24 protein-coding genes and 1 other RNA gene are annotated in these 24,284 nt (G+C 71.1%); 14 read left to right on the top strand and 11 right to left on the bottom strand.

Going from position 1 to position 24,284, the window contains the following annotated elements; all coding sequences use genetic code 11:
* Nucleotides 1-8: 8 nt before the first annotated feature.
* Entirely contained in the window at nucleotides 9-725 is a 717-nt protein-coding gene (locus tag QSJ33_RS08880) for a class I SAM-dependent methyltransferase (RefSeq protein WP_285724716.1), read from the top strand.
* On the opposite strand, the gene QSJ33_RS08885 is transcribed toward QSJ33_RS08880, so the two are convergent.
* The 7 genes from QSJ33_RS08885 to recO all read right to left on the bottom strand — a co-directional run bounded on the left by QSJ33_RS08885 (nucleotide 715) and on the right by recO (nucleotide 8,027).
* Nucleotides 715-1,869: an MFS transporter gene (locus QSJ33_RS08885; RefSeq protein WP_285724718.1), complete on the bottom strand. Its 1,155-nt coding sequence runs from the start codon at nucleotides 1,867-1,869 to the stop codon at nucleotides 715-717. The genes QSJ33_RS08880 and QSJ33_RS08885 overlap by 11 nt on opposite strands.
* Before the next feature lie 30 nt (nucleotides 1,870-1,899).
* The gene (locus QSJ33_RS08890; protein WP_285724720.1) at nucleotides 1,900-2,658 is read right to left on the bottom strand and encodes a GNAT family N-acetyltransferase; all 759 of its coding nucleotides are present in this window, start codon (nucleotides 2,656-2,658) and stop codon (nucleotides 1,900-1,902) included.
* A gap of 208 nt (nucleotides 2,659-2,866) precedes the next feature.
* An RNA gene (gene rnpB, locus QSJ33_RS08895) (RNase P RNA component class A) lies at nucleotides 2,867-3,242 on the bottom strand.
* A 17-nt stretch (nucleotides 3,243-3,259) separates the two neighbouring features.
* Nucleotides 3,260-3,631 carry an ExbD/TolR family protein gene (locus QSJ33_RS08900; protein WP_285724722.1) on the bottom strand — a complete coding sequence of 124 codons (372 nt, stop codon included), beginning with the start codon at nucleotides 3,629-3,631 and terminating at the stop codon, nucleotides 3,260-3,262.
* A gap of 7 nt (nucleotides 3,632-3,638) precedes the next feature.
* Nucleotides 3,639-4,397, bottom strand: coding sequence for an energy transducer TonB (locus QSJ33_RS08905; protein WP_285724725.1), 759 nt, complete (start codon nucleotides 4,395-4,397; stop codon nucleotides 3,639-3,641).
* 261 nt (nucleotides 4,398-4,658) lie between these two features.
* Nucleotides 4,659-7,259, bottom strand: a complete 2,601-nt coding sequence (locus QSJ33_RS08910; RefSeq protein ID WP_285724727.1) for a coiled-coil domain-containing protein — start codon at nucleotides 7,257-7,259, stop codon at nucleotides 4,659-4,661.
* Between the two features lie 30 nt (nucleotides 7,260-7,289).
* Nucleotides 7,290-8,027 (bottom strand): DNA repair protein RecO, encoded by a 738-nt coding sequence (gene recO / locus QSJ33_RS08915; RefSeq protein WP_285724729.1) that lies wholly within the window; start codon nucleotides 8,025-8,027, stop codon nucleotides 7,290-7,292.
* Between the two features lie 43 nt (nucleotides 8,028-8,070).
* Here recO and QSJ33_RS08920 point away from each other — a divergent pair, with 43 nt between their 5' ends.
* On the top strand, nucleotides 8,071-9,849 hold the full coding sequence (locus QSJ33_RS08920; protein WP_285724731.1) for a transglutaminase family protein: 1,779 nt from the start codon (nucleotides 8,071-8,073) through the stop codon (nucleotides 9,847-9,849).
* Here the strand turns inward: QSJ33_RS08920 and QSJ33_RS08925 are convergent.
* Nucleotides 9,816-10,322, bottom strand: coding sequence for a MarR family winged helix-turn-helix transcriptional regulator (locus QSJ33_RS08925; protein ID WP_285724733.1), 507 nt, complete (start codon nucleotides 10,320-10,322; stop codon nucleotides 9,816-9,818). The genes QSJ33_RS08920 and QSJ33_RS08925 overlap by 34 nt on opposite strands.
* A 70-nt stretch (nucleotides 10,323-10,392) precedes the next feature.
* Between QSJ33_RS08925 and QSJ33_RS08930 the strand changes: the two genes are divergently transcribed.
* The 3 genes from QSJ33_RS08930 (at nucleotide 10,393) to QSJ33_RS08940 (ending at nucleotide 14,314) form a co-directional block, all read left to right on the top strand.
* On the top strand, nucleotides 10,393-12,321 hold the full coding sequence (locus QSJ33_RS08930) for an ABC-F family ATP-binding cassette domain-containing protein (protein WP_285724735.1): 1,929 nt from the start codon (nucleotides 10,393-10,395) through the stop codon (nucleotides 12,319-12,321).
* 90 nt (nucleotides 12,322-12,411) lie between these two features.
* A complete protein-coding gene (locus QSJ33_RS08935) occupies nucleotides 12,412-13,437 on the top strand; it encodes a hypothetical protein (RefSeq protein ID WP_285724737.1) in 1,026 nt (341 codons plus the stop codon).
* Nucleotides 13,438-13,447: 10 nt separating this feature from the next.
* Nucleotides 13,448-14,314 carry a hypothetical protein gene (locus QSJ33_RS08940; protein WP_285724739.1) on the top strand — a complete coding sequence of 289 codons (867 nt, stop codon included), beginning with the start codon at nucleotides 13,448-13,450 and terminating at the stop codon, nucleotides 14,312-14,314.
* A 49-nt stretch (nucleotides 14,315-14,363) separates the two neighbouring features.
* Here QSJ33_RS08940 and QSJ33_RS08945 read toward each other — a convergent pair whose 3' ends face one another.
* Nucleotides 14,364-15,017 (bottom strand): outer membrane beta-barrel protein, encoded by a 654-nt coding sequence (locus QSJ33_RS08945; RefSeq protein ID WP_285724741.1) that lies wholly within the window; start codon nucleotides 15,015-15,017, stop codon nucleotides 14,364-14,366.
* Between the two features lie 213 nt (nucleotides 15,018-15,230).
* Here QSJ33_RS08945 and QSJ33_RS08950 point away from each other — a divergent pair, with 213 nt between their 5' ends.
* Genes QSJ33_RS08950 through QSJ33_RS08960 form a run of 3 tightly spaced genes read left to right on the top strand, consistent with a single transcriptional unit; the run spans nucleotide 15,231 to nucleotide 18,163 of the window.
* Complete coding sequence (locus QSJ33_RS08950; RefSeq protein ID WP_285724743.1) at nucleotides 15,231-15,998, top strand: hypothetical protein; 768 nt, start codon at nucleotides 15,231-15,233, stop codon at nucleotides 15,996-15,998.
* Nucleotides 15,999-16,026: 28 nt separating this feature from the next.
* The gene (locus QSJ33_RS08955) at nucleotides 16,027-16,938 is read left to right on the top strand and encodes a PfkB family carbohydrate kinase (RefSeq protein ID WP_285724745.1); all 912 of its coding nucleotides are present in this window, start codon (nucleotides 16,027-16,029) and stop codon (nucleotides 16,936-16,938) included.
* A 31-nt stretch (nucleotides 16,939-16,969) separates the two neighbouring features.
* Nucleotides 16,970-18,163 carry a LysM peptidoglycan-binding domain-containing protein gene (locus QSJ33_RS08960; RefSeq protein WP_285724747.1) on the top strand — a complete coding sequence of 398 codons (1,194 nt, stop codon included), beginning with the start codon at nucleotides 16,970-16,972 and terminating at the stop codon, nucleotides 18,161-18,163.
* Between the two features lie 42 nt (nucleotides 18,164-18,205).
* Here the strand turns inward: QSJ33_RS08960 and QSJ33_RS08965 are convergent, their stop codons facing one another.
* Nucleotides 18,206-18,787, bottom strand: a complete 582-nt coding sequence (locus QSJ33_RS08965) for a 16S rRNA (guanine(527)-N(7))-methyltransferase RsmG (RefSeq protein WP_285724749.1) — start codon at nucleotides 18,785-18,787, stop codon at nucleotides 18,206-18,208.
* A 285-nt stretch (nucleotides 18,788-19,072) separates the two neighbouring features.
* On the opposite strand from QSJ33_RS08965, the gene ybeY reads away from it, so the two are divergent.
* From ybeY to QSJ33_RS08985, 4 genes are all read left to right on the top strand, one after another.
* Nucleotides 19,073-19,753, top strand: a complete 681-nt coding sequence (ybeY, locus tag QSJ33_RS08970; protein ID WP_285725840.1) for an rRNA maturation RNase YbeY — start codon at nucleotides 19,073-19,075, stop codon at nucleotides 19,751-19,753.
* A gap of 78 nt (nucleotides 19,754-19,831) precedes the next feature.
* A complete protein-coding gene (locus QSJ33_RS08975) occupies nucleotides 19,832-20,551 on the top strand; it encodes a tetratricopeptide repeat protein (protein ID WP_285724751.1) in 720 nt (239 codons plus the stop codon).
* A 126-nt stretch (nucleotides 20,552-20,677) separates the two neighbouring features.
* The gene (locus QSJ33_RS08980; RefSeq protein ID WP_285724753.1) at nucleotides 20,678-21,409 is read left to right on the top strand and encodes a YebC/PmpR family DNA-binding transcriptional regulator; all 732 of its coding nucleotides are present in this window, start codon (nucleotides 20,678-20,680) and stop codon (nucleotides 21,407-21,409) included.
* Between the two features lie 183 nt (nucleotides 21,410-21,592).
* Entirely contained in the window at nucleotides 21,593-21,763 is a 171-nt protein-coding gene (locus QSJ33_RS08985) for a hypothetical protein (protein WP_285724754.1), read from the top strand.
* A gap of 42 nt (nucleotides 21,764-21,805) precedes the next feature.
* Here the strand turns inward: QSJ33_RS08985 and QSJ33_RS08990 are convergent, their stop codons facing one another.
* On the bottom strand, nucleotides 21,806-22,276 hold the full coding sequence (locus QSJ33_RS08990; protein WP_285724756.1) for a hypothetical protein: 471 nt from the start codon (nucleotides 22,274-22,276) through the stop codon (nucleotides 21,806-21,808).
* Between the two features lie 67 nt (nucleotides 22,277-22,343).
* Here QSJ33_RS08990 and QSJ33_RS08995 point away from each other — a divergent pair, with 67 nt between their 5' ends.
* A complete protein-coding gene (locus tag QSJ33_RS08995) occupies nucleotides 22,344-23,309 on the top strand; it encodes a Gfo/Idh/MocA family protein (RefSeq protein WP_285724758.1) in 966 nt (321 codons plus the stop codon).
* Nucleotides 23,310-23,316: 7 nt separating this feature from the next.
* The gene (locus QSJ33_RS09000; protein ID WP_285724760.1) at nucleotides 23,317-24,270 is read left to right on the top strand and encodes a serine hydrolase; all 954 of its coding nucleotides are present in this window, start codon (nucleotides 23,317-23,319) and stop codon (nucleotides 24,268-24,270) included.
* Nucleotides 24,271-24,284: the final 14 nt, after the last annotated feature.

The raw sequence follows: 24,284 nt of genomic DNA on the forward strand, positions 1-24,284 counted from the left end.
CTCCGGGGATGGACTGGTTCGCCTGGGACTTCGACCATCCCGCCTATTTCGACATCTATGCCGACAAGGCCGCAGATGCCGGCCGGGAGGGGCCGGCCCTGGCGGCCCTCCTGGACCTTCCCGCCGGGAGCCGCGTGCTCGACCTCCCCTGCGGCTGGGGGCGGCTCCACCCCCACCTGGCGGCCCGGGGCCTGGCCGTGGCCGGGGGGGACCTCAGCCCCCTGAACCTCCGGCGTCACGCCCTGGAGCATCCGGCCCCCCTGGCCCGCCTGGACCTGCGGGCCCTGCCCTTCCGGACCGGCAGCGCCGACGGCGTCTTCTGCGCCTTCACCAGCTGGGGCTACTTCGCCACGGCGGCGGAGAACCTGGCCCAGCTCCGGGAGTTCGCCCGGGTGCTGCGGCCCGGCGGGGTCCTGCTCCTGGACCTGGTCGGCCGGTCCAGCCTGGAGCGGGCGACGGCCCGCCTCCGGAGCCGCTGGCGGGACTATCCCGACCGGGGCTATCGGGAACGGGTGCGCTGGAGCCCGGATCGCCGGCGCATCTGGACGGAGCGCCAGTGCCAGGGCGCCGCCTTCCGCCACGACATCTGGATCCCCACGGATGCCGAGGTGCGGGCCTGCCTGGCCGAGGCGGGCTTCCGCCCCCCCGCGGCCTCCGGGGGCCTGGACGGCCAACCCTGGTCAGAGGACTCGGAGCGGTGGATCTACCGGGCCGTCACCCGCTGAAGCCCCGCGTGGCCAGCAGGAAGGCCCCGAACCCGAGACCCGACACGCCCAGGGCCATGGGCAGGCCCAATCCCTCCACCAGGGCCCCACCCGCCAGGGGGCCCACCATCATGCCCACGGCATAGGCCAGGTTCAGGATCGAGAAGGCGGAGGCGAAACTTTGGCTGCCCAACCGCTCCACCTGATCGGCCACCGCGGGACTGCAGGGGGACATGAGGAAGCTGGCGGTGGCACCCAGGGCCATCATGGCGCCCACCACCATCCAGGCCTTGGGGAGCAGGGCCGGAAGCGGCAGGAGCAGCGCCGCCAGCACCAGGCCGATCCGCAGCACCGGCAGGCGCCCGGCACGGTCGGAGAGGCGTCCCATCAGGGGGGAGGTGAAGGTGTGGGATAAGGCCGCCGCCGCAAAGCACAGGCCGATCCCGGTGGCCGACAGGCCCAGGCGGCGATCCATGTCCAGGGGAAGCATGGACTCGAGCAGGGCCCACAGCCCGGACCCCAGGGTCATGGCCCCCGAGAAGAGGCGTACGACCGGATTGGCCAGCAACTGTCGAAACGGTAGCCTCGGACCCGGCGCTGCGGCGACCTCGGGGAGCAGGAAGGCCCGACCTGCCGCATCCAGCGCCACCAGGACCGCCCCCAGGAGGAAGGGCGCGGAGGGTCCGGCCTGCTGGGCCAGGAAGCCTGAAAGCGGGGGACCGGCCAGCACACCGAGATTCGCCGCAGCGAAGGCCGTGCCCATGGCCCGGCCCCGTTCCCCGGAAGGGAAGTGGTCCGCGAGCAGCGCCATGCCCGGCAGCCAGGTGGCGGCTCCCGCGACGCCCTGGAGGGTCCGGGCCAGCACCAGCAGCCAGAACTGGTGGGAGAAGGCGAACACCAGGGTGGTGACCCCCAGCCCCGCCAGCCCCCACAGCATGGGGCGCCGCCGGCCGAAGCGGTCCGTGAGCACCGCCAAGGGGACGGTCGCCAGGAGCAGGGCCACGGCATAGCTGCCGAAGAGGATGCCCACCTCCATCTGGTTCAGCCGCAGCTCCCGGGCATAGGCCGGCAGCAGGGGCACCAGCAGGTAGTAGAGGAGCGTGTCCACGTGGAAGGCCAGGGCCGTCACGGCCAGGGCCAGGGTCTTGGGGCGGAAGCGCGGCATGCCTCCCATCATGCCGCGCCGGACCCTCCATCAGTCCTTCACCATCTCCACCTTGGGATAGGCCACCCGGAATCCGCAGGCCTCGTAGGACCGCTGGCTGGGGGTGGACGGCAGCGTCGAGGCGCAGGCCACCCGGCACCCCAGCCGGGCGGCCTCCCGAAGACGGGCCTGGATCAGGCGTTTCTGGAGGCCCCTTCCGCGGAACCCGGGCAACACCGCATCTCCGCTCAGCAGGGCCACATCGTCGACCCAGCCCAGGGTGGCCCCGCCGGCCGGTTCGCCCGCCACCCGGACCAGGTACCGCAGGCACCGGGGCACGTCCGCCGGCAGGGAGAAGGGCGGCTGGAAGGTGCGCCAGTCGTCTCTTTCGGCGAATCCCGCCCCGACCACCCGGCCCTGCAGGTCGCACTCCGAGGATCCCACGGGCGAGACATCCCAGTCGGAATCGGGAAAGGCCCCTTCCGGCACCTCCCGCACCAGGAGCTGCTGGAACTGACCGAGACGGTAGCCCCGTCGGGCCAGGAGCAGCCAGAGGCTGGGATCGGCCGCTGGACTGAGCTCCAGCACCGTGGGCGTTCCGAGGAAGGCCTCGATGGCCGCCAGATCCGCCTCAGTGATCGAATCGACGAGGCCCAGGGCCTGGTTGAGGGGGTGGCCAATCCCGCGGAAATGGGCGTAGCCGCCGCCCACCGGCCGGCTGCGTCCGCCGGCCGCCAGGGTGAAGGCGTCGTTCTGCCGGGCCTGGGCGGATTCGAGACGGCGGATGCATGCGTTCAGATCGAAAGTCATGGAAGCTCCGAGCCGGGGCGGTCGACCGCCCCGTGTTCCTGGGTTCAAGGCATCCGGCAGGGCTGCGCCCACCGGAGGTTCAGGCTGCGTCCGGCACCCGGACGGCGCGCGCGATCATCTTGAACAGAGGCCTACTCGAAAAGGGAATCGGAGATTCCGAAGCCGATTGGACCATGGATCCACGGACAAAGCGAAGCCCCCTTTCGGGGGCTCCGGTGGATCGGTAAGCCGGGTTCTGTCTGCTTCTCACGAAGGAGGGCGTCATTCCTCTGGGATGGATGTCGCCATCCACCTCAAGCGACCTACCCGCCGGCTCGGTCGGGTCAACCCTCGCCGCTTGCGCGGTGCGCCGGCCTATTTGGTCTTGCTCCCTGGGGGGTTTGCCGTGCCCGTCCTGTTGCCAGTCCGGCGGTGGGCTCTTACCCCACCGTTTCACCCTTGCCTGTGATCCGAGGATCCATCGGCGGTCTGTTCTCTGTTGCACTGTCCGTCGGGTCGCCCCGCCCTGGTGTTACCAGGCCCAGCACCCTGCGGAGCCCGGACTTTCCTCTGCCCTTGCGGACAGCGACGCCCTGATCCACGGCCCCAGGTTAGCACGCGGTCAGGGGACCTCCCGGGCGGCCCGCAGCGAGAGCCGGGCCTCCGGACGGACACCCCTGACCAGGTCCAGCACCTCGGTGGCTTGGTGGAAGGGCAGCGAGGGATCCACCCGCAGCAGCACCGGACCCGAGGAAGCGCGGACGAGGGCGGGGAGCTCGGCCAGAGAAGCGGGGCGTCCGTCGAGTTCCAGCCCCCCGCCCGGGAGCAGGGTGATCCGGAGCGAGGGGCCCCCGCTCCCGGGCCCCGGCCGCGGCAGGACCGTGGCCAGGGCCGTGGGGAGGGCCGGCACGAGGGTGATGAACACGATGAGGAGGACCAGCACGATGTCCACCAGGGGCGTCACGTTGATGTCGCTGCGGAGCCTCGCGTCCATGGCGGTCTCACGTCAGGCGGAAGTTGAGGGTGAGGCGGAAGCTGGCGGGCACCGGCCGGCCGTCCACCCGCGCGGGCTCGAAGCGCCACTGCCGGGCGGCCTGCAGCGCGGCCTCCTGGAGGCCCGGGTGACCTGCCAGCACCTTCACCTCCGTGGGAGCACCCGATTCATCGATGGTCATCAGGAGCACCACCGCGCCCTGGACACGGGTCATGCGGGCCAGGGCCGGATAGACCGGTGTCACCTGGTGGAGGACACGGACCATGTTCATGTCGATGAAGCGCACCTGGGAGGAACCCGGGGGCTCCGAGGTGGACGCCGGGCCCGTTCCGATCGGCGCCGGGCCGGTGGGCCGCGGAACCTGGAGCCCGCTGAGGTCCTGCGTGGGCAGGCCGGTAGGGATCGCGGCGGGATCGGGGACCTGGGGCAGCGCCGGCCCGGACACGGGCTGGGCGGCCAGGATCGGACCCGTCGCCGGACCGGCCGGAGCCGGAGGATGCACCGCGGCGGGAGCCGCCGGATTCAGGATGACCTCGATCACCCGGGGCGGTGGCCCGGTCCGGAGGATCGTGGGGGGAAGCGCGGCCTTGGCGCGGGAGAGGAGGACCGCCGAGGCCACCAGCGCCAGGTAGACGCTCCCCGCCATGAGCAGGCTGCGGAGACGGTCGCGGGGCGGTGCCGCGGCGGCGACGGCGTGGGGGAGGAGGGTGGGCGGGAGGTCCGGGCGCACGGAGCCCGGGACGCCCTGGGGGGCGAGCTGGAACATGGCATCTCCTGTGGGTGGCGCTCCCGGTTCCCACAGGCCGCAAGGATGCGGCAACGGCAATCCCGGGCCCTGGATCGCACGTCGGCTGAGGGGTCCAAAGATCGCTTGGAAGAGGTATCGGCCTCGTGGAAGGCCCGTCAACCCTGGCTCCGCAGATGTTACGAGAGGCTGATGATCGGCGGCCTCCGCCACCACCGCGTCACGGATCCGCCGCTCCCGCGGATCGTTCGGGCGCCACGGGGCCCTTGCGTCACGGCCGCCTCACAACGCGGGCAGCGGCAGCAGCCACCCTTCGGTCCGGAAGGCCTCGAGGATCTCCCAGGCGGCGCGGGTGGGGTCCGCCGCCTCCAGCGCGAACACCTCCGCGCGGGCCCGGTCACGGTAGGGGGCGAGGGTGGGATGGGCCACGCAGGCGAGGCGCGCCTCCCGCCGGTAGAGCTGCAGGAGCAGGAGGGCGGGATCCACCGGGGCGAGGTGGACCGTGACCAGGGCGGCACCCTCCTGGTCCTCCCGTCCCCCGGCCTGGAGGAGCCGCTCCCGCCAGGCGGGGGCGGAGGGCCCGGGCGCGCCCAGGGTCTCGAAACGGAAGGGGAGCACGCCCGCAAGGTCCACCACCGCGTCCTCGACCTCACCCAGCCACAGGCACGGTGACCGTTCCCCTTCGAAGGGCGCCTGTGGCAGGAGCAGGTGATGGTCCGGCACGTCGTGCACCAGGCCGTGCACCCGGCGCAGCGTCTCGCGGCGGAGGGAGGGATCCGCATCCGGCCCGATCCACAGGAAGGTCTGCACCGCGCCTGGCACCGCGGCCGGCGCCCGGAGGGGCCCATCCCACCCCTCGGCGCTCAGGGGAAGGTCGAGGGCCAGACCCGCCAGGAACACCGGGAGCTGTCCAAGGGCGAAGGGGAGGGACAGGAAGGCCCCCTCCGGCGTGATGCGGGTCTGGAGCTCCGGGAAGCAGGCCTGGAGCTCGCTGCCGCGGAGGGTTTCCAGCAGGGCCATGCGGTGATCCTCGGCGCGCAGTTCCTCCCGGAGATCCAGGCGCCAGTCGCGACCGCCCCGGCTCCACACCACCTGCTGGATCGCCGAGGGCTCGGGCAGCCCGAGGGCATCCAGGCCCAGGAGCCGGAGGCGCACGGTGCCATCGGGCTCACGGGTGCCCCTGAGCGCGGGCAGCAGCCGCGCCCCGCCCAGGCGGGCGCGCCGGAGGGAACGGACCCAGGCCACCCGGGCGGGGGAGCCGTCCCCCGTCGGGGGCGCGGCCAGGAGATGCCCCAGTTCACCGGCGGTCACCTGCCGGTAGGCCGCGCTCCGCCGGATCTCATGGTGCCGGGCCAGGATGTTCCAGATCGCCTCGATGTTCTGCTGGCTGATCTGCGAGAGCTCACGGCCGGAATCCGTCAGCCGCGCCCCGCCGCGGGAGAGCCGCTCCAGTTCGGGGAGCAGCTTGGCCTCCACGGCCCAGAGGCGGCCCATGGCGCTCTCGATGGCCCGGGCCCGCTCCCCCACTTCGTGGAGGGCCAGCTCGGCGTGCTCGGACATCTGCCGGACGTGGTCCACCTGGGCCACCTGCGTGTCCAGGAGGCGCTCCAGCTCCTGGCCCTGCTGGTCCAGGTAGGCCGCGGAACGCAACAGGTTCTGGAGGCCCGACAGGAGGGTCTCGGTCACCTCCTGGAGGGTCCAGAGGCTGGCGGTCTCATGGTCCAGGCCACGGGCGTGTTCTTCCAGGGTCCGTTCGACCTCGGCGACCCCGCGGGAGGTCTGGCCCGCGAGGTGACGGAGCCGCCCGCCGATGGCCTGGATGCCGGCTCCCCCGCCGCCGGTGCCCTGCTGGGACAGGATGGCCGCGTTCACGGCCAGGAGTCCGGCCTGCTGGGCGGCCTCGTCGATGACCCGGAGGGAGCCCTGGACGCCCCCGAAGGCCCGGGTGCGATCCAGGGCGTCGGTGCGGAATCCCTCCAGCCGCCGGCCCAGGGCCTCGGCCTGGTCCCGCAGCTCGTCCGCCGCCTTCCGGAAGTTGCGGAACTGGTCGCGCCGGGTCCGGGCCTCCTCCAGGAGCCGGGGGGTGTGCTCCACGAGCCCGCGCACGGCCATGCCCATCCGCGCGCCGTGGCGCATGCCCGAGTTGGCCAGGCGCCCCAGGTCGTCGCCCTCCCGGAGGAGGCGGGGGAAGGTGTCCCGCAGCTCCTCCACCAGGTTCTCGAAATGGTCCAGCCCCGTCCGCACCTGTTCCAGGGAGCCCACGAAGGCCTGGGCCTGCAGCCGCCACTGGTCGGCCCGCAGCCGCTGGTCCAGCTCGATGCGGTCCAGCTGGAGGCTCTCCTCGAAGACCGTCTTCAGCTCCGCCCCTGCGGCGGCCAGCCGGTCCGCCGCCCGGTCCCGGTTCTCCCGGTCCGCGACCTGCTGAAGTCGGACTTCCGCGAGCGCCCCGTCCACGTCGCGCCAGTCGCGGACCACGGCCTCCTGGAGGTCCGCCAGGGCCTCCCGGGACGCCTCGACATCCGCCAGCAGCGCATCCAGGGCCCGGGCCGTGAGTTCCGCACCCGCGGAGAGCCCCTGGGGGGGCTGGACCCGCTCGCGGCTGCCGGCGGCCACCCGGGCGATCCAGTCCGGCAGGAAGGCGTCGAGGACCAGGTCGCGCTGCCAGGTGAGGCCGCGGCGCCCCAGGATCAGGAGCCCCGCGAAGGCCATCACCAGGACGGCGCCCTCGCCGGGCTGGATGGAGGAGGGATGGCTGAGGATGGCGTATTCGAGCAGGCCCAGCACGGCCAGGATGACGGCATCGACGGCCAGTCGGCCCCCGCCGAAATGTTCCCAGAGTGAACGGTCCCGCCCCATGCGCCCCTCGATGCCTGAGGACCCCATCGGCGCCCCGGCCCCGGAAGGCAAATCCTGTCAGACCAGACGCCAGAGGACGTCGTAGCTGCGCAGGCTCCCCCCCAGCTCCCGGAGGAGCCGCTGGCGCAGGAGGGCCGTCACGGCCCGCTGGGCCTCGTCCGCCGGATCCACCCGCGGAGCCTCCTCCGCGGCGGCCGTGCGGAGCCGGCGCAGGTGTTCCCGCGCCCCGGGGGGGAGGGCCTCGGAGGGATCCACCGCGGTGCAGCCCGTGCAGCACCAGCCCTGCTCCTCCGACAGGAGGGCCAGGGGCGCGTCCTCCCGGCCGCAGCGCCCGCAGGTCCGGGGATGGGGCAGGAGGCCCAGGCAGTGCAGCAGCCAGTGCTCCGCATAGGCCAGGATCCCCAGGGCGTTGTCCGGATGGGCCTTCAGGGCCCGGCCGCAGGCACTGAGGAGCCGGTAGAGGCGCTCGTCCTCCACGCCCTCCCGGGCCACGCGGTCGAAGAGGTCCGCCAGGCAGGCCATCACCAGGCTCGACTCCAGGTGGCCCAGGGTCAGGGGGCTGAACCTCAGGTCGCAGCGGGTGATGCGCTTCAGGTCGGCCTGCTCTTTCCCGAAGAAGCTCACCTGCACCATGCCGAGAGGCTCGAAGGCCGCCACCCACTTGGCGGTGGGCTTCTTGATGCCCTTCGCCACGCCCGAGAGCCGTTCGCCGTGCTCGGTCAGGAAGGAAACCACCGCGCTCCCCTCCGCGTAGGGGGACGCCTTGAGGACGATGGCGGCGAAGGTTCGGAGCACCCCTCCAGGCTACCGGAGCCGGGGGCCCCGATAGACTGGGGGGATGCGCGCCCACCCCCTGCTGTCCGTCCTCCTGGCCTGTCTGACCCTGGGGGCGCAGGAGGCGAAACCCCGGCTCTACCGCCAGTGGATCGCCGGCGAGGAGGTGGGGGGCGCCTCGAAGGCCACCCGCCGGGAGGGGCCGGACCAGGTGGTGGAGAGCCGGGAATGGCTCTCCCTCACCCGCATGGGCATGACCATCCGGCAGGAGCTGGAGGAGACCGCCCGGCGCAGGCCGGACGGGGCTCTCGTCTTCACCTGGCGGGTGAAGCTCTCCCAGGAACCCTTCGAGGGCGAGGCCGAGTGGTTCCCCCGGACGCCGGGCATCCTGAGGCTGAAGCCGAAGCACGGTTCGCCGGTGGAGAAGGCCGTGCCGGAGGGAGCCATCCTCTGGCCCGAGGACCTGGACGCCCGGCTCCAGCAGGCGGCCCGGGCGGGCCGGCCCGTGCGGGCGGTGACCTTCTCCTTCCCGACCCAGCAGTGGAGCACGGTGGAGCTGGAACCCAGGGGCCGGGATCCCCTGCCCGGCTTCCCCGACGCCGTGCGATTCGCCGGGCGGGAGATCGACGGCGACACCCAGGCCCCCCTGGAATCCTGGATCTCACCCACGGAGGGGGAGGTCCGGCAGAAGAGCGACCTGGGCGGCCTCTCGCTCCTGATGCAGCGCCGCGAGCTGCCCGCGCCGGCGACGTCGGGTATCTCCTCCGCGGGGTTCTTCGAGCAGACCCTCCAGACCCTCCCGCCCCATCCCTTCCTGCCCTGGCTGAAGGAGGTCACCCTGCGGGCCGAGGGGGGCGACCCGGCCCTCAAGGAGGACGCCCAGCAGCGCCGGCTCCCCGACGGGCGGTGGCGGTTCGTCCGTGCCGCCGCGCCCAGCCCGGCGGAGGCGGCGGAGCCTCCTGTCACCGGCACTCCCTCCGCCGGGGACGCGCCCTACCTGGCGGCCACGCCCCTCGTGCCCTTCCGGGATCCCGCCTTCGACGGCCTGCTCCGGCGCATGGCGCTGCCACCGGGGCTCAGCCGCTGGCAGCTGGCCCAGCGGGTGACCGACTTCGTCTTCACCTGGATCACGGACAAGGACTTCAGCGTGGGCTTCGCCTCCGCCCTGGAGGTCTGCCACCACCCCCGCGGCGACTGCACCGAGCACGGCGTGCTTGCCGTGGCCCTGCTCCGCCGCCTGGGCGTCCCGGCCCGGGGCGTCACCGGCTGGGTGGCCCTGGACGGCATGCTGGGGCTGCATTTCTGGGTGGAGGTGGAGCTGGGCCGCCGCTGGGTCCCCGTGGATCCCACCTTCGACCAGGCCCCGGCCTCCGCCTTCCGCATCAAGCTCGGGGATTCCGACCTGGCGGACCTCGGCAGCGTGGGGTGGGAGGGCGCCGCCCTGGCCTTCACCGGCCTGCGCTGGATCCCGGCGGACCGGGGCCCCCGCGCCTGGGGCGCCGATGTCCGCGTGGCGGGCGACCAGGTGACCGGTCCCGACGGCCTGCGCCTGCGCCTCCCCGGAGCCAGATGGACAAGCCGCGACGGCCACCTGGACCTGCATCCCGCCCAGGGCGGCTCCTGGGCCGTGCAGGCCACGGTCCGCCCCGGCGAGGCCCAGCTGCGGGGGACCCGCCACCTCGCTGGCGCGAAGACCCTCCGGGAGGGGTGGTGGGAGCCCGCCTCGAGGACGCTCTGGATGGGCCTGCCCGGCCGCCGCTGGCTCCGGGTCGAGGGCCCCGGCGAGACCGAGGCGTTCGAGCTTCTGGATCAGATGGAGACCGGCTCCGGCACCGCAGGATGAAGGGTCTCCTCCCGCAGGCAGTGGTCCCTCAACTTCTCCAGGCGCTCCCCCAGGGCCAGGCACTGCTCCTCGGTGCAGCAGCTGGTGATCCGGTCGGACAGTTCCTGCACGGGCCCTTCGAGGCGTTCCATGAGGCGCCGGCCCTTCGGCGTGATGACCACCCGGCTCACGCGCCGGTCCTTGGTGTCCTGGACCCGCTTCAGGAGCCCCTGGACCTCCAGCCGGTCCACGAGGCGGGTCACGTTCGCGAAGCGGTAGATCTGGCGCCGCTCGATCTCGAAGATGGGATGGCCCTTCGCGGGACCGCCCCGGACGATGCGCAGCACGTTGTACTGCTGGATGGTCAGGCCATGGGCCTCGAAGAGCCGCTCCTGGACCCGGACGATGGCCTCCCGCGTGAGCAGGAGCTGCAGCATGAGCTGGACGCCCGGGGAGGGGAGCTTCGACAGCTGGAGTTCTTCCTGGAGACTCATGACACCCTCGAGATCTTGCGGCCAAGGATCGCCTCAACCATGGGATTCTGAAAGGTCCGAGGTGCCATTCGTGCCGTCCATCGCCCTGAGTTTGATCAATGTCACGAAACGCTTCGGCGCGACACCCATTCTCGACGGACTGAATCTCGGACTCTTCCAAGGCGAGAAGGTGGGCCTCATCGGCCGCAACGGCGCGGGCAAGAGCACCCTGTTCCGGCTCCTCTCGGGCGACGAGAGCCCCGATGCCGGCGAGGTGGTGATGACCCAGGGGCTGCGGGTGGCGCGCCTCAGCCAGGAGCCCCATTTCGCGCCGGGAGCCACGGTGCGCGCCGCCCTGGAGGCGGCCCTGGCGGACCATCGGACCCTGCTGGCCCGCCACCAGGAGATCCACGACCGGCTTCACGGGGCCCCGGCAGCCGAGGCGGAGCGTCTCCACCTGGAACTGGAAGCCATCGAGCACCACCTCCACCACCTGGGCTGGGACCTGGAGCCCCGGCTCAAGGAGGCGGCCGTCACCTGGGGGCTCGCGGATCTCGAGGTTCCCGTGGAGTCCCTCTCCGGCGGCTGGCGCAAGCGCGTGGCCCTGGCCCAGGCCTGGCTCAAGGATCCGGACGTGCTGGTGCTGGACGAGCCCACCAACCACCTGGACCCCGACCAGGTGGAGAAGCTGGAGGCCTGGCTCCAGGCCTTCGAGGGGGCCCTCCTCCTCATCACCCACGACCGGCACCTGCTGGATGCGGTGGTCACCCGGATGCTGGAACTGGAGGACGGCATCCTCCGCAGCTACGAGGGCGGCTACAGCGACTACCTCCTGGAGAAGTCGGACCGCGCCTTCCGGGAGTCCCGCCTCACCGAGCACATGCAGAACCGGCTTCGGCGGGAGATGGCCTGGCTGCGTCGGGGGGCCAAGGCCCGCACGCGGAAATCGAAGCTCCGCATCCAGGAGGTGCTCGACCTCAAGGACACGGTGGAGGACCGCACCCGCACCGAGACCCGGCAGGGCCTGGCCTTCGCCGCCGGGGGGAACCGGAGCGACGCCCTGCTCAGGACCGAGGGACTCCGGTTCGCCCATCCCGGCGGGCCGGAGCTGATCGGTGGCCTGGACCTCTGGCTGCAGCGGGGCATGCGCCTGGCCCTGCTGGGCCCCAACGGCTGCGGCAAGTCCACCCTGCTCCGCGTCCTGCTGGGCGAGTGGCAGCCCACCGCCGGGGAGGTCGCCCGGCACCCGAAACTGGGCGTGGCGGCCATCTCCCAGGGGCGCGGGGAGCTGGACGGGACCCGGAGCATCCTCGACAACCTGGCGGACCGGGCCTCCGTGGTGAACGTGGGCGGCTCGACGGTCCTGGCCCACGTGTACCTCACCCGCTTCGGGTTCCCCGTGGACCAGCAGGCGCGCACGGCCTCGAGCCTCAGCGGCGGGGAGCGCAACCGCCTGCTCCTGGCCAAGGCCATGCTGAGCCCGGCCGACCTGCTGGTGCTGGACGAGCCCACCAACGACCTGGACATCCCCACCCTCCAGAACCTCGAGGAGGCCCTCCAGGGGTTCCCGGGCACCCTGCTGCTCGTGAGCCACGACCGGTTCTTCCTGGACCAGGTGGCCACCCACACCCTGGCCTGGACGCCGGAGGGAACCGTCCGCTGGGAACTCTACGAGGGACCTCCCTCCACGGTCCGGACCCTGCGGGCCGAGCGCGCCGCCCTGGCGATCCAACCCGTGGCCCCGGCCGCCAAGGCCAAGCCCAGGGAGGAGTCGCCGCGGGCCCGGAAGCCCGGCCTCTCCCAGAAGGAGCAGCGCCGGCTGGCCGAGGTGGAGGAGGGCCTGGCGGGCCTCCACGGGCGGCTGGCGGCCCTGGAGGAGATCCTGGCCGACCCTGCCGCCTTCCTCCGGGCCGACAGTCCGGGTCATGCGGCCCTGGCGGACCAGGCCCAGGCCAAGGCCGACCTGGAAGAACTGGAACTGGAGTGGCTGGAGTTGGAGGAGAAGCGCACCTCCCCCTGAATCGGTCACAACGCCCGGGCAGCGGGCCGAGCCGGGGACAGGGCCCCGGGTTTTCGTCTACCCTGTGGGCTGGACTTTCCTGGAGACGCCATGCGCCCGACGATCCTCGCCGCCCTCCCCGCCCTGGTGCTGGTTGCCCAGGCCCCTGCTCCCGCCCCCGTGGACCTGCGCCAGCAGTTCAACGCCGAACTCCCGGCCATCAACCAGCTCCTGAAGACCTTCCAGGCCAAGGCCGCCATGGACAAGGCGGCCTCCCTGATCCCTGCGCAGCCCCCCGTCTTCGATGGCAGCAACCTCCAGACCATCGTCCGCAGCCTCGAACAGGGCCAGGGCCTGCTGTCCATGTACCGCCTCGCCGGCAGCACGGCCATCGCGGCCGGCCAGTGGGAGAAGGCCCAGGAGATCCAGGAGAAGCGCCTCGCCGCCGCCCAGGCCATCCGCGACAACGTGACCAAGGCCCAGGCCCCCATCCAGGCCGTCTGGGACAAGGCCGTGGCCGATGGCCAGGCCTACATCGCCGCCAACCAGCCGCGCCAGGCGGACCTGCTGGCCAAGGTGAAGGCCTTCACCACCGAATTCGACGCCGTGAAGGCTGACATGGCCGCCGGCAAGCGGAAGCTGACCAAGCAGGAAGCCGACGACATCAACGCCCGGGGCAAGGTGGCCGGTCAGCAGGAGCAGGAGGCCGCCCAGATCGCCGCCACCATCAAGCTCCACCAGGACAACCAGGCCAAGGCCCAGACCGTGGCCAAGTTCCTGGCCGAGAACGTGACGGAAGCCAACGGCATGGTGAAGGCCGCCGAGGATGATCTGGCCAAGGTCAAGGGCAACATCGCCAGCCAGGCCAAGGAGATCGCCGACTTCAACGCCCAGGAGGCCAAGAAGAAGGTGAAGGTGGTGGGCAACCGGACCTGGGTGGACGCCGTCCTCCGCAACCACGAGAACCTGACCAAGCTGACCACGCCCCAGGACGAGGCCGGCTTCCTGAACCGGCTGCTGGTCCTGGATCCCGGCAACCCCATGGCCGAGAAGGTCCTGCGCAACGTCACCGAGGGCAAGGACCCCTTCGCCAAGGAGTCCAAGCCCGTCCGCAAGGCCCACCCGAAGAAGAAGTAGGGCGGCGGCGATGAAGCGTCTCCCCCTGCTCGCCCTCGTCCTCGCCCTGGCCCCCGCCCTCGGCGCCCAGTCCCTCACGGATCGCCTCAAGGACGTGCGGGCCCCCTGGGAGGCCCAGATCGACCGAGGCGACGCACCGGCCGTCCGGAAGGGCATCGAGGCCCTCCTGGGCCGGGAGGGCGTGTCCGTGAATCCCTCCGACTACAACGACATGCATGCCCTGGTCGCCCTGCACAGCCTGGCGGCCCGGGCCTGCGTGTCCGAGGGCAGCTGGGAGGATGCCGTGGCCCACCTGCAGCGGGCCCAGGCCGCCGCGGACGAGAACCTGACCAACGCGACGGCGCTCCTCTCCAAGACCCGGGCCGACCACCAGGCCAAGCTCAAGGAGTTCCAGGCGGCCATCGCCAGCCAGGCCCCCCGGCTCAAGGAGCTGGAGGAGGCCCCGGGCCTGGACGCGCCGCAGATGAAGCTCCGCCAGCAGCTCCGGATCTTCATGGAAGAGCAGAAGGCCGCCATCGCCCAGAGCGAGAAGGCCCTCGCGGACATCGACGGCATCCTGGCCCGGCTCCAGCAGGACAAGGTGAGCACCACCAAGGCCCTGACCGACTGGCAGGTCTTCCTGACCGCCGAGAAGGCCCAGATCGCCGAGGCCGGCGGGCCCGGCCCCTACGTCGCCGGGAAGCTGACCCAGGTGAAGGCCGACGAGGCCCGGCCCCAGGCCGAGCGCCTCGCCTACGCCCGCCGGCTCGAGAAGCTGGATCCCGCCAACAAGGATGCGGCCCGGATGGTGGATGCGCTGCTCGGCAAGGAGGAGCAGCCCGCCCCCCTGCCCCGCCCCATGAAGAAAAAGAAGAAGGCGGCCCCGAAGAAGGGCTGAAACGGAAGGCGGCCCCGGGAGGGGCCGCCTTCCTGTACCTGCGGGTCGGTCAGAAGACCCAGCCCAGGCCCAGCTTCAGGTAGTCCGTGCTGGGCGGATCACCGGCATCGGTGTTGTTGCCGGAGATCGTCTTGTGGAAGGTGAACTCCAGGTTGAACCGCGCACCGGCGTCGTAGCCGAAGCTGTGGCCGAAGCCCACGGTCGCGCCCATCCGGCTCTTGCGGGTGGTGTCCGTGTAGTCGTAGAGCGGATCGCCGAAACTGCGGTCGAACTGCTCGAAGTCCGCGGAGATGCCGCCCAGGAAGTAGAGCCCGCGGTGGCGGAAGGCGGTGCCGTTGGGGAAGATCTCCATCTCGCCGCCGAGGTTGAACTCGGAGTGCCGGAGGTTGATGGTCGCTTCGCCGGGGGCCGTGTTGGTGCCATTGTTGGCGGCCCCGCTGAAGCTCATGCGCAGGGCCAGGCTCCGGTCCACGGGGAAGCTCATGAAGAAGGTGCCACCCAGGCCGAGGTCGTAGCCCTCCTTCTGGGTCGGGATGGTGTAGCCCGCCGAGGGGCTGTAGTACGGGGGATAGGATTTGCTGTTGAAGTCCCCTGTGGGGAAGACCAGGTTCAGGCTGAACCCGAAGTGGGGCGACTGGGCCTGGAGGGCGCTTCCCGAGGCCAGGATCAGGGGGAGGGCGGTGAGCAAGAGGGCGCGACGCATGGGGCCTCCGGGGTGGGGTCGATGTCCGAGAGTTTACGAGCGAAGGACGTGCCAGGTTGAGAAAAGCCGCCTGCAGACTTGGATCCCCGGGGAACCACCCCGGTTGAGCCCCCCGGATCCGCGGTATTTTGCCTCCGCGGCGATGCAGGTTTGCAACGGCGGGCTTTGGCTCCCGCACGGCATGGCCTAATCTGAACGGATCAAGGATGGGTCATGGTCTGGAAGCAGGATCTCGCGAAACTCAAACAGCAGCTGGGGGAGGAGGAACCCAAGGCCCCGCCCCCCAAGGCCCTCCCGAAACCCGCACCGAAACCCTCCGGGCCCAAGGACTTGGATGACGAGGACGCGGTCTTCCTGGCCGCCATGGGCCATCGCCCGGCCCCTCCGGTCCGCCGGGCCACCCCCGAGGCGGTGGAGGCCCCCCCCAGCCCGGCCCCCGCCCCTCCGCCGCCTCCAGAGACCTTCGAGGCCGCGCTGGGGGACCTGAAGGGACTGAAACCCCTGATCGGCACCCCGATCCTCGCCGCCCCCCCCCGGGCCAGGACCCTCGAGACTCCCCCACTCGCGCCTCCTCCTCCGGCCCCGGAACCCCCGCCGCCCCCGGCGGCGACGGCCCCGCCCGCGCCTCCGGCCGCCCCCGAACCCGCGGCGCAGCCGGGGCCGGCGCCGGAGGCCCCGGCCCTCCCCGTGCGCTTCCAGCTGGCGGCGGGCATGGCCCTCGAGGTCGACGGCGTGCTGGATCTGCGGGGTCACTGCCGCTCGGATGCGGTGGAACGCCTCAAGGACCGGCTGGAGGACGGAAGCGTCCTGGGCTGGCGCAGCCTGCAGGTGATCCTCGGCCCGGCCCCGGAGCTGCACGAGGCGCTCCTCGAGCTCCTGAACGGCGGCCAGGTCCCCATGGTCTCCCGCTATGCCCAGGCACCGGTCCCCATGGGGGGGAACCAGGCCTGGCTCCTCTATTTCGGCCCCCCGGCGCCCTGAGCCCCGATTCCCGGACGGAGAACGAACCATGAGTTTGCTGGCCATCGGCAGCGTAGCCTTCGATGACGTGGAGACCCCCTTCGGACGCCGGGAGCGGGCCCTCGGCGGCTCCGCCACCTACTTCTCCCTGAGCGCCAGCCGTTTCCACCCCGTGCGCATCGTCGCGGTGGTCGGCGAGGATTTCGGCCCGGACCAGATGCGGGTCTTCGAGGGCCGCCCCATCGATTTGACAGGCCTGTCGCGGGTGCCGGGCCGGAGCTTCCACTGGCAGGGCGCCTACGGCTACGACCTGAACGAAGCCCGGACCCTCGCCACCCACCTGAACGTCTTCGCGGACTTCCGGCCGGACCTGCCGGCGGGCTACCGGACGTCCCCCTACCTCTTCCTGGGGAACATCGACCCGGTGCTCCAGCTGGAGGTGGTGCGGCAGATGGCCGAGCGGCCCAAGTGGATCGCCCTCGACACCATGAACTACTGGATCCGCGGGGCCCGCCCCGCCCTGGAGAAGGTGCTCCGCGAGGTGGACATCCTCCTCGTGAACGACGCGGAGGTGCGCGAACTCACCCAGGAGCACAGCCTCCTGAAGGCCTACCGGCGGATCCAGGCCATGGGGCCCGGGGTCCTCGTGGTGAAGCGCGGAGAGTACGGCGTGGCCCTCTTCACCCCCGAAGGCCATTTCGCAGCGCCGGCCTACCCCCTGGAGGACGTCTTCGATCCCACGGGGGCCGGCGACACCTTCGCCGGCGGTTTCCTGGGCTACCTGGCCTGGATCGACCGCAAGGACGTCACCGCCCTCAAGCACGCCACCCTGGTGGGTTCGGTGATGGCCAGTTTCACGGTGGAACAGTTCTCAACGGAGCGCCTGGAGCAGATCACCCAGGACGAGGTCCGCAACCGCCTGGCATTATTTTCGGATATGATCCGCGTCGAGGACCTATAATCAGCGCAACTTTCCTCCCAGGGGGACCCTGATGTACCAGCCCATTCGCCAGCATGTTGGCCGGCTGCGCGCCCTTGCGGTGGCGCCCAGTCTGGTGGCGGGCCTGTTGGCCCTGAACGCGGTGACCCCCGGGCTCCAGGCCCAGGAGGCCACCCCCACCCCCACCCCGGGCACCGTTCAGGTGGAACCCCACGCCTCCCGCTGGGACTATCCGAAGACCCTGAACCTCCCCGAGGGCTCCAAGAGCCACATCGTCCAGAAGGGAGACACCCTCTGGGACCTGGCCAACAAGTACCTGGGCAATCCCTACGCCTGGCCCCAGATCTGGGAGCTGAACCAGTGGATCAAGGATCCCCACTGGATCTATCCCGGGGACCCCATCGTCATCGACCTCGCCCGGTCCGTGGCGACGGCAGCCAGCGTCCCCCAGGACGTGACGGACCTCCAGCCGGACAACCGGCCCTCCGGGCTCACCGTGGTGCAGAGGCCGGAACTGGCCTTCAGCTTCCAGGACTTCATCCAGCTCCCCTTCCTGGCCCCCGAAGGCGCCGCCGCCCACTACAAGAGCCAGGGCGCCTTCCGCATCACCGGGAACAAGCACAGCGAGCGCAGCTACCTCGGTGAGGGGGAGACCGTCTACACCACCGGGGGGACCGAGCAGGGCGTGAAGCAGGGCGACCGCTTCGTGATCCTGAGGACCGTCACCACCAAGCTCCGCAGCCCCCGTGGCGGGAAGCAGCCCCTGGGCGACGTCATCCAGCAGATCGGCGTGCTCCGCGTGGTCACTCCCATGGCCAAGGGCTCCGTGGCGATCATCGAGCGCTGCATGGATTCCGTGCAGATCGGCGACCACCTCGTCCGGTTCACCGAACCCGCCAACATCCCGATGCAGCTGCGGAAGGACACCGGCGACCCGGTGAAGCTGGCCTCCGATCCCGCCATGGTGGTCTTCGGCCGGGACTCGCGCATCGACACCGCCAGCGGCGACCAGATCATCATCGACCGGGGCAGCAACAGCGGCCTCAAGGTCGGCGACGTCCTCCTGGCCGTCCGGTCCAAGTCCTTCCCCGTCAGCGAAGAGGCGAACAAGAAGGACAAGGCCACCGAGACCACCACCCACTACCTCGGGCAGGCCATGGTCATCCGCGTGGAGCCGGGCAGTTCCACCTGCCGGGTGCTGCGCTCCGAGGAGGAGATCCGCATGGGGGATCTCCTCACCCGGTAACGCCTGCGATGCCATGAACAGGCCCCCGCCCCGGGGGCCTGTTCATGCCCGCCGGAGGACCACCACCACCCGCTTGCCCCGGGTGGGCAGTTCGTAAGGATGGGGCTCCGCCACCCAGCCCTCCGGGAGGGGCTCCCGGTCCCATTCGGGCCCCTTCAGCGCCAGGAAGGGCGCGCCGGGGCGACCGTGGCGGCCCCACCAGGCCGCCAGCTGGCCCAGGGAGCCCAGGGCCTTGGCCACACCGAGATCCGCCTCCAGGGGCGGAAGCTGCTCGAGCCGCCCGTGGAGCGGGCGGAGGTTCGGAACGGGCAATTCCAGCGAGACCTGGCGGACGAAGGCCAGCTTCTTGGTTGAGGCGTCCACCCCCAGGACCGTGATGTCCGGGCGGGCCAGCGCGAGCACCACGGCCGGGCTGCCCATGCCGGTCCCCAGGTCGGCCAGGCGGGCCCCAGCCGGAAGGGAGGCCAGGAACGGCAGGAGGGCCGCCGCATCCAGCAGCAGCTCCTCCCGGCGCGCGCCGGGGGGGAGGGCCGTCAGGGCGTGGGTCCGGTTCCAGCGGTCCAGCAGCTCCAGGTACCGGGCCAGGGGACGCTGAAGGTCGAGGGGGAGCTGGGGCGAGGCCATGGGTCCAGCATGCCAGGACCGGGCCCGGGCCGGTTCATTCCCGTGAATGTCACGCCTTTGTCCACTGAAATCATCATCTCTGGAACAAATTCATTGGAATAAGGCCGTCCGGCATCTAGACTTCGCATCAGGAACAATGGATGCAAATCCTGCATCTAGAAATGGGTCATTGACGATCCATGGAAAACGACAGATGATGGGTTCCCTTTCTTTGATCTCGCCATGGAGTTGACCATGTCTCAGACTGCGATTCCCTTCATGATCGACTGGTCCAGCCGCAGCAAAATGCGTGGGCCTGGTGAGCAGTCGCTGGGAAAGCTGCTGAATGGACTCCGGAATCGGCTTGCACCGAACGCCCAGGGTATCTCGCTCACTTACGTCGATGATCGCGGCATGAGAAAACTCAACCGCGAACATCGCGGAAAAAATGCCACGACCGATGTGCTCAGCTTCCCCTCCTCGCCGGAGCAGGGCGCGTTCCCGCACCTGGGTGACATCGTGATCAGCCTCCCCACCGCGGAGAAAATGGCCAAGAAGTTCGGGGTCAGCCGTCGGCGCGAAGTCGAGACCCTCGTCATCCACGGCTTCCTCCACCTCTGCGGCTACGACCACGAGAAGGACAGCGGGGAGATGATGAGCCTGCAGGCCCAGCTCGAACAGGAACTGCTGGACGAGGCACCGCTGGCCATGACGCTGAAGCGGGGCCGGAAGCCGGGCAGCAAGGTCAAGAAGCTCAAGGACGGCAGCCGGGTGGTGGTCACCGGCCGGGCTGCCGCGGCGCTGGTCCGCAAGGAGCGTGTGAAGAAGGAGAAGAAGGCCAGGGTGCGGAAGGCGCCCAAGCCGAAGGAGGCCGCCATCAAGCGCGGCCCGGGGCGGCCCCGGAAGGAGAGCGCCGCAGTGGCGCCGGCCCGGCGGCCCGCCCGCCGGAAGCGCACGGCGCCGGCCCGCAGCGGGGTCATCGCCTGAGCTGAGCGTGGCGGAAAGCCCCGGGGGCCGATAAAATGGCCCTTTGGCCCGTCCGCGGGCCGCCCGAACGGAGCCTTCGTGATCAACCTCCTGCTCGGCCTGGGCGCCGCCCTCGCCGTGATCCTGCTCTCCACCCTGCTGCACATCAGCCTATGGATCAGCGTGCCCGTCGGCATCATCGGGGGCGTGGCGATCTTCATCTGGCTGGGCCGCAAGGTCCAGAACGAACTGGAGGGGATCTTCTCCCGCGCCGGGGAGCTGCTCAAGCGCCAGCAGTTCGACAAGGCCATCGAGGTCATGAAGGAGGGCTACCGGCTCGCGCCGAGGCAGTTCCTCGTCAAGGGCAGCATCGATGGCCAGATCGGCGTGGTGCAGTACCTCCGGAAGAAGAACGACGAGGCCGAGCCCCTGCTCGCCTCGGCCTCCATGCAGCACTACATCGCCAAGGCCATGCTCGCCATCCTGCAGTGGAAGCGCGGCGAGAAGAAGAAGGCCAAGGAGACCTTCGACCTGGCCCTCAAGGCCGGCAAGAAGGAAAGCCTGCTTTACGCCACCTATGCGTACGTCCTGGTGGAGATGGGCGAGCGCGACCGGGCCATCGAGATCCTCAACAAGGGACTCGGGGTGTGCAAGGGCGACGAGCGCCTCGTCACCAACCGCAACCTGCTCCAGAACGGCAAGGCCCTCAAGATGAAGGTCTACGGGGAGCAGTGGTACCAGTTCCTCCTCGAGCGCCCCATGATCCGCCAGGAGGCCCCGCCCTTCGCGCGGGTGTCGCGGCGGGCACTCCGCGGTTGAACCCCGCTGCGGAATCAGCGCTGCGCCCCGATTCCGCAGGCATTGAAAAGCCCCACATTTCTTAACTCAGCAACCGCACAGCGGCTGCTGAGCAAAGCAGAACGAACGACTCAAGGAGCACCCCCCATGTCCGGCCACAACAAATGGTCCACCATCAAGCACAAGAAGGGCGCGGCCGATGCCAAGCGCGGCAAGCTCTTCACGAAGATCCTCAAGGAGATCACCGTGGCCGCCCGCCTGGGCGGAGGCGACATCGGCAGCAACCCCCGCCTGCGCCTGGCCGTGGACCAGGCCAAGGGCAGCAACATGCCCAAGGACAACTGGGAGCGCGCCATCAAGAAGGGCACCGGCGAGTTGGAGGGCGTGACCTACGAGGAAGTGGTCTACGAGGGCTACGGCCCCGGCGGCGTGGCCGTGATGATCGAGGCCATGACCGACAACAAGAACCGCACCACGCCCGAGGTGCGCAGCTACTTCGCCAAGTTCGGCGGGGACCTGGGCGCCCAGGGTTCCGTGGCCTACCTGTTCAGCAAGCAGGGCCAGATCGTGGTGGAGCCTGAAGTCTCCGAGGACAAGGTCATGGAAGTGGCCCTGGAGGCGGGCGCCGACGACGTGGCCAACGAGGGCGGCGCCTGGGTCATCAAGACCAGTCCCGAGGCCTACCAGGCCGTGAAGGACGCCGTGGATGCCGCCAAGCTGCCCCTGATCGAGGCCAAGCTCATCATGGCCCCCAGCACCAGCACGGCCCTGGACGGCTCCAAGCTCACCAGCTTCCTCAAGCTGGTGGACCTCCTCGAGGACAACGACGACGTGCAGAACGTGTGGCACAACGCCGACTACGAGGAGCCTGAGGACTGAGGTCCCGTGCCCCACGCCCTCCGGGCGGACGCTGAGCGGCCGGGCTTCCCGGCCGCACGCGTCTCTGGCGGCCCGCGATCGGACGCCGCCCCGCGCCATCCTCCCACTCCCCCGCTTCGCGGGCTCGCGGAGCGGGTCCCCCGGCACAACGCCGACTACGAGGAGCCTGAGGACTGAGGTCCCGTGCCCCACGCCCTCCGGGCGGACGCTGAGCGGCCGGGCTTCCCGGCCGCACGCGTCTCCGGCGGCCCGCGATCGGACGCCGCCCCGCGCCGTCCTCCCACTCCCCCGCTTCGCGGGCTCGCGGAGCGGGTCCCCCGGCACAACGCCGACTACGAGGAGCCCGAGGACTGAGTCTTCGGTCTTCCGTCTGCAGTCTTGCGTTCAGGGCAAGCGTCAGCGGGCCTGGAAGGCGCTCTCGGCGGTGGCGGGCATCTCGGGACCGGCCTTGGGGGCCTGGCCGAAGAGGGCCTTGTTGTAGACGACGAAGCTGGCGGCGAAGAACAGCAGCAGGACCAGCAGGGCCGCCCCGCGCTTCCCGACGGCCAGGGCCTTGGGCGCCATCTCGGAGAGTCCCACCAGGATGACCACCAGCAGCAGCTTGACGTGGAAGTAGTGGCCGTTCCGGAAGGGGTTCTGGCCGTGCTGGATCATCATCACCAGCAGGACAAGGCCGGCGATGAGGGCCAGACGGAAAGCCCAGACCACCACCTTGGACCACACGGTGGCGGCCAACCCGCGCAGGTCCTCGCGGCCCTCCTCGAACCCCGAGAGCAGCAGGGCCACCACGGCGGCGCCCCCGCCGGTGGCGATGGCCACGAAATGGAGCCAACGGACGAGATTCACGGCTTCAAGCTTCAGGTTCATGGTCGCCTCGGAGTGTGAGCCTTAGAGCTTAGCAGCCCTGCTAGGCTCAATCCGTTCGGAGGGCACCATGTCCAAGTTGCGCGTGGCCGTCGTGGGAGTGGGACACCTGGGCCAGCATCACGCCCGGATCGCCGCGTCGGCGCCGGAGGCGGTGCTGGCGGCCGTGGTGGATCCCGATCCGGTGCGCGGACCGGAGATCGCCGGCAAGTTCGGCGCCCCCTGGCTGGCCTCCCTGGACCAGGCGCTGCCGGAGGTCGATGCCGTCCAGGTCGCCGCGCCCACGGGCTTCCACCACGCCCTGGGCATCCAGGCCCTGAAGGCCGGGAAGCACGTGCTCATGGAGAAGCCCCTGGCCGCCACCCTCGACGAAGGGCTCGCCCTGCTGGAGGCCCTGTACGCCGCCCGCGCCTCCCATCCCGGCCTCGTGGCGCAGGTGGGCCACCTGGAGCGCTTCAACCCCGCCGTGGCCGCCCTGCGGGACCGCGGCTTCAAGCCCCGCTTCCTGGAGGCCGTGCGCGTCTCGCCCTTCCCCGCCCGCAGCCTGGAGGTGGACGTGGTGATGGACGTGATGATCCACGACCTGGACCTGCTCCGCGCCCTGGTGGGCCGCCCGGTCATCGACGTGGAGGCCGTGGGCGTACCCGTGCTCACGCCCTTCGCCGACCTGGTGAACGCCCGCCTCAAGTTCGAGGGCGGCGCCTTCGCCACAGTCACCGCCAGCCGCGTGGCCCGCAAGAAGGAACGCACCCTGCGGGCCTTCGGCGACAAGGAGTACGCCAGCCTCGACTTCGCCGCGCAGAAGCTGGAGCTGCTGCGCCTCGTGATGGGCCCCGAGGGTCCCCAGGTGCAGCCTGAGCAAGTGGACATCGAGGAGGGCGAGCCCCTCCGCCTGGAGATCGAGGCCTTCCACGCCGCCTGCCTGGGCCGCGGCACCGAGGGGGTCACCTGGGAGGAGGGCCAGGAGGCCATGCGCGTGGCCGACCAGGTGCAGAAGGCCGTGGCGAAGAGCCTGGCGGAACTGGGGCGGGCCTGAGGGCGGGATGGCCCGCTTCTACGACCTCGCCTCCCTGGCCAAGCCGCTGGTGACGGCGCCCCTGGCCCTGGCCTTCCTCGACCTGGATGCGGACCGGCGCTGGGCCCTGGGTTTCCACGACCGGGAGGCGCCCCTGACGGCCCGCCAGCTGCTGTCCCACAGGTCCGGCCTGCCCCCCTGGCGACCCTTCACGGGGGAGGCCCTGGCGGCGCAACTCCGGCGGCCGTTGCCGGACCATCCCCTCCTCCGCCCCGCCACGCCCGGCCTGGCCACCTACTCCGACCTCAACTACCGCCTCCTGGCGGAGCTGCTCGAGCAGGAGACCGGCGTGCCCTTCGCGCGGCTGGGCGAGGCCTCGGGCCTCCGGCCGACTCCCTGGCCCGAGGCCCCGGTGGAGGTTCCTGATGGCCCCGACGCGGAGGCCTGGCGCCTCGCCACGGACCTCCCCCTGCCGCCCCGGGATCCGCACCTCCCCCACGACGCCAATGCCCGGGCGGGCATGCGGGGCCATGCCGGCTTCGGCGCCACGGCTTCAGACATGGGAACCGCCCTGGCCCGCTGGGTCGCCGCCGGCTGGCCCGCCCGCATGGCCGTGGACACGGCGGCCGGCGAGGACGGCGCCTCCTGGGGCCTCGGCCTCCAGGTGGCCTTCGCCGGACCGGGCCGGTTCGGACAGCTCCTGTCGAATCTCCCCTTGGATCTCGGCGTGCACGTGATCGAGGACCCCTCGACGGGCCTGCCCCCGATCGCGCCGGGCCCGGATCCGGGTCCCGGCGTCCCCTCGGGCTGGTGGTTCCACCTGGGCTACACGGGCCCGGCCCTCTTCTACCGGCCTTCGGACCAGGCCTGCCTGGCCCTGCTCGTCCACCGCCGGGGCCCCCAGGGGGAGCTGCTCCCGGTCGAGGCCCTGCGGGCCCGCCGCTGGCAGGTGCTCCGGTCCTGGGTGGAGGCCCTGGCCTGAGGCGTCCGTGGTCC

The organism is Geothrix rubra, assembly GCF_030268065.1.
Classification (GTDB): domain Bacteria; phylum Acidobacteriota; class Holophagae; order Holophagales; family Holophagaceae; genus Geothrix; species Geothrix rubra.